This window comes from Alicyclobacillus fructus, assembly GCF_017329605.1.
In the GTDB taxonomy this organism is placed as follows: domain Bacteria; phylum Bacillota; class Bacilli; order Alicyclobacillales; family Alicyclobacillaceae; genus Alicyclobacillus; species Alicyclobacillus fructus.
In genome coordinates this window covers 1-4169 of the sequence record NZ_JAFMTY010000051.1, presented here as the reverse complement: position 1 = coordinate 4169, position 4169 = coordinate 1, and the positions used below count along the sequence as shown (strand labels likewise).

Annotated in this window: 5 protein-coding genes; 1 reads left to right on the top strand and 4 read right to left on the bottom strand. The window is 57.2% G+C overall.

Annotated features, from left to right (window positions below):
* The 4 genes from J3481_RS14190 to J3481_RS14770 form a co-directional block, all read right to left on the bottom strand.
* Nucleotides 1-558 (bottom strand): IS110 family RNA-guided transposase (locus J3481_RS14190; protein WP_206832763.1); only part of this gene is annotated, 558 nt, incomplete at its 3' end.
* A gap of 434 nt (nt 559-992) precedes the next feature.
* On the bottom strand, nt 993-1307 hold the full coding sequence (locus J3481_RS14185; RefSeq protein WP_206832762.1) for a YolD-like family protein: 315 nt from the start codon (nt 1305-1307) through the stop codon (nt 993-995).
* Nucleotides 1304-2560: a DNA polymerase IV gene (locus tag J3481_RS14180; RefSeq protein WP_206832761.1), complete on the bottom strand. Its 1257-nt coding sequence runs from the start codon at nt 2558-2560 to the stop codon at nt 1304-1306. The genes J3481_RS14185 and J3481_RS14180 overlap by 4 nt, the downstream gene beginning before the upstream one ends.
* Entirely contained in the window at nt 2557-2721 is a 165-nt protein-coding gene (locus J3481_RS14770) for a hypothetical protein (RefSeq protein ID WP_236011748.1), read from the bottom strand. The genes J3481_RS14180 and J3481_RS14770 overlap by 4 nt, the downstream gene beginning before the upstream one ends.
* Before the next feature lie 299 nt (nt 2722-3020).
* Here J3481_RS14770 and J3481_RS14170 point away from each other — a divergent pair, with 299 nt between their 5' ends.
* Entirely contained in the window at nt 3021-4076 is a 1056-nt protein-coding gene (locus J3481_RS14170; protein WP_206882514.1) for a helix-turn-helix transcriptional regulator, read from the top strand.
* The last annotated feature ends 93 nt before the right edge of the window (nt 4077-4169 follow it).

Below are 4169 nucleotides of genomic sequence, written 5' to 3'. Positions count from 1 at the left end.
AGCCAGAGCCTGCTCGTCCGTGTGACCTGCGATCAACTCCTCGAGGATCGCACGGCCACTCACGCCGAGAATATCCGAGGCGACCGACGCCAGCTTGATATTCGCGCCTTCAAGGACCTTCTGCAGACGATTCACTTCGTTGGCCCGTTCGCGAATCAGCGACTTCCGGTAACGAATCAATTCACGCAGCTCTCGTTGCTCACGGGATGGAATATAGCTGCCCTTCAGAAGCCCATGTTGCAGGAGTTGGGCAATCCACTCCGCATCTTTCACGTCGGTCTTGCGCCCAGGAACCTGTTTGATGTGTTGTGCATTCACGACGAGGATTTCGAGCCCATGGTCCTCCAAAAGATTGTAGATCGGCTTCCAGTATACACCTGTACTCTCCATCGCCACATGCGTACAGCCGTGTTGGAGAATCCATTGGCACATCGCTTGGAGCTCATCCGTCATCGTGCTGAACGTACGAATCTCTTTGACCTCTGGGGTGATGACACACGCGACGACCTTCTTCTTATGCACATCCAGCCCACAGCAACGTTCATGCACGACCTCCATCCCACGGGCACCTCCCAGAGTGAATCTTCGCAACCACAAGGCGACCGATGAACAAGAATTCTACCGTGCGTGCTACCCTCACGGGTGCCACAAACCGTGGTGCTCAAGGTCGCCGGCTCCGTCTACTCGTCCGAGCTCAGAGCATCAAACACACTTCGAGCTCCGGTGGTTGCTTAGGGCGATCATAGCGCGGAACTCTGGTCATTTTCATGATCCCGTGGCGTCGAATGTCGACATGGACGTCTACTAAAGTGTGACCAACACCAAAAGTAGGAGGCACGCAACGATGGCTTCGTTCAATAGCTTCGCAGTTTTGGAATGCCCGACTTCGACAGTTGGATATAGCCCGTAGGCTCATGGAGAGATGTGGGATCCCATCGCGGCGCGGCTTGTCGGACTTACCCACAGGCATGCGCCGCTCTTTGCGTCCACGCTCATTCGATCGCCGTCACGTCGTCCAATCTCACGGCTCGCTCACCGCCCGCGGTGCTCACGCGCAGTTCCCGGCCACGCACTGTCACGTGGCCGACGAGTACCACGTCCCGTTCCGGCGTAAACACCGTTACACGCACGGCGCGTCCCTCACGAACCGCCTCACTGAGCGCGTACTGCATCTCCTCCAGGCGTTCTTCGGTGAGCACCGGGCGTTTGCGTTTTGCCCGTTCGCGCTGGATTTGCGCCATGAGCTCGCGATGCTCAGGCAGCACCAGCCGCATGGCCTCGAAGATGTTCCCGTCTCGGATGTTCATGCGTAGTGACCTCCGATTCGCAGACTCCGTTCACGCAGTTGCCCGGCGCGCGTCAGGCTCACGGCGCGCATGATGGACGTCTCGCCAAAGCGTGCGCGGATCTCGTCCACCGTCTCGTACAGCCGTGTCCGCGCCGGCACGTTCTCGAACAACGATAATTGCACGGTCTCGCGAAATTGCAGCATGTCCACGCCCACCGACACGGCTCGCACACCGGAGCCGTCCCAGTGTTGGTCCAGTAGCGCCAGGAGCACCGGGTACAACTCGCCCGGGTCGTTTGTGGCACGCGGTAACGTCTTTGCGCGGTAGAATCCGCCTGTCAATCCCTCGTAGGTGAGCCCAAGGCCCACACGCCGACCGGCTTGATGCGCTTGTCGGAGGCGATGGCACACCTCGTCCAGCAACTCCAGGATGACGATGGCGACTTCGTTGCGCTCGTAGAAGTCTCGCGGCAACGTTGTGCGGTGGGAGAAGCCCTTGTGCGGCGCATGGTAACTGTCCGGGTTGATGTCGCTCCAGTCGATGCCGTGTGCCCAACGGTGAATGACTTCGCCCCACACGCCAAATTCGTCCTTGAGCACACCGACGGGCAGGCGTGCGACGTCGCCAATCGTCTCGCACCTGAACTTGCGCCGCAGGACTTCCGCCCGCCGCTTCAAACCCCACATCTCCTCGACGGGCAAGGGATGGAGTACAGCCGGAATGTCTTCTTCTCGCCACCACACGATCCCACCCGGCGTCTTCTTGGCGGCCTTGTTCGCCATCTTCGCAAGCCACTTGTTCGGCGCCAGCCCAATGCGCGCTCGGATGCGGAACTGATCCCAGATGCGCGCTTGAAGGTTGCGTGCCGCCGCGATCGGGTCAGGGAACAATGCGGACGGGTATGGAAAGGCGATGAATCCCTCGTCGACCGAGAACTGCTCTTGGAACGGGAAGCATTGCTGCATCAGCATCTGGATCCGAACTGACACGTGCAGGTAAAACGCCATGTGCGGTCGCACGACGATGAGGCGCCGGTACAATCGCAGAGCTTCACCCAACCGCATGGCGTTTTCGATGCCGTATCGTTTGGCCGTCGGGGTCGCGGCGAGGATAATGCCCGAACGCCGGGCCGGGTCGCCGGATACGACAAGTGGCGGGTCCGTGGAGTCATCGAACTCCTTGCGCCGGGCCGCGTACTCCTCGCGGCTCGCCACCTCGCACGAGGCGTAGAAGCTCTGCATGTCCACCAGGCCGTAGATGAGCTTGGTCATCGCGAGATCATCCCCGTCCGCTTGGCGCGATTCGCAGCTTCCGCCTCCAGCATCTTGCGCATGAAAACCGCTTCGTCGTAGTGGTCGCCGACGCGGAACTGAATCCGCACGTCCATATCGCCTACTTGACGCTCGATGATGTGCAGCCCGTCCGCGCGCATCTGTGCCTTGACGCGCGCAAACTCGCGTGCGATATGCGCTTGATGAGTTCGAGAATGAGGAGTTGGCGAAGCAAAGCGGTAGGGCGGTCCATGGGACACCTCATATACGAACATATGTTCTGTATGAGAGTATATTCGGATTGCCTTCTCCACGCAACATAGCCCTTCGTCTCCGTAACATGTGCTACTCAGAGTAGCGCATGTTTTTCTTGCCAATTTGGTCTGACGTGGGTTACAAAGAAGGTAACAGCAGGAACTCCCGCATCCCAGTTTCGGAACAGAGTGGAGAGGATGAGGGCGTGTTGGATGCATCCTTTCCGGAGATTCTTCGGCGACTTCGCGAAGAGCGAAACTTGACTCAAGCGGATTTGGCGGGGAACGGCATTTCAAGGGCGTTGATCAGCTTGTATGAAAGTGGTCGCAGGACGCCGACCTATGAGACGCTTTCCTATCTAGCGGAACGTTTACAAGTCACCGTGGATATTTTCTTCGGTTCCAACAATGAAGTCGTCCAAAAGGCGATGATGACCCTCATCCATCAGGCAGAACAGGCAGAACGGCAAGAACGATGGAAAGACGCCCTGGAGATGTGGGAGTCAGCGCACAACTTGTGTGAGGCATATCACTTCACAACATGGGATTTCCATATTAACGCCCACCTGGGCATCACCTTGGTGAACTTGGAACGTTTCCAATGCGCTGTCGAAATTTTGCTTCCCCTTGTGGTTGACCCACGACTCCACGACAACCGAGACGTAGCCTATGACATTTTGCGCGGTTTGGCTTTGAGTACTCGGCAATTGGGCCAGTTAAAGATGTCGGAGACATTCTTTCGGCTCATTCTGAATCTACTCGGCCCTTCTGATGAGCGTTGGATTCGAACACATATTAACTTGGCAAGCATCAAGGAACTCTTGGGTGAACATGATCACGCGGTGCGCCATTACACAACAGCGGCTGAGTGCGCACGGCGAATGGGACATGCAGAATTGGAAGCGTGGTCGATCATCGGATGGACAACCGCTGAAATGAGCGCGGGTAGGACAGCCCATATCATGTTACTACTCGATCGAGCCGATGAACTGGCCGATTCCCTTGGAAATTATCACCTTTCATACGCAGTGAAGCACAATAGGCTGGTTCTCAGACGGATTGAGCGCGACGTTGATGGATTTTGTTGCGACTACGAAGCTCTCTTGGGAGAAGTGCCTAATGATGAATGGAAGGCTCGATTGATCGAAGAGAAGATTAAATGGTCCTTAGCCACCGAAAACTGGGAAGACGCAGAAAAAAGCCTGCATGAGGCCTTAGCGCTGCCTGTGACGACACCGATACGAGCAGAGCTCTTAACGTGAGCGTCAAATCCCGCCCACCTTGCATTCCCGCCATCGCTGCATCAAAGTCGTACATGACGACAAACCCCGCCGGGAAGCCGGCGGGGCAGTTGT

What these genes read in the sequence shown, in the direction of transcription:
- J3481_RS14185 (WP_206832762.1), bottom strand. Translation starts at nt 1,307, where the DNA reads ATGAACATCCGAGACGGGAACATCTTCGAGGCCATGCGGCTGGTGCTG.
- J3481_RS14180 (WP_206832761.1), bottom strand. Translation starts at nt 2,560, where the DNA reads ATGACCAAGCTCATCTACGGCCTGGTGGACATGCAGAGCTTCTACGCC.
- J3481_RS14770 (WP_236011748.1), bottom strand. Translation starts at nt 2,721, where the DNA reads ATGCGCGCGGACGGGCTGCACATCATCGAGCGTCAAGTAGGCGATATG.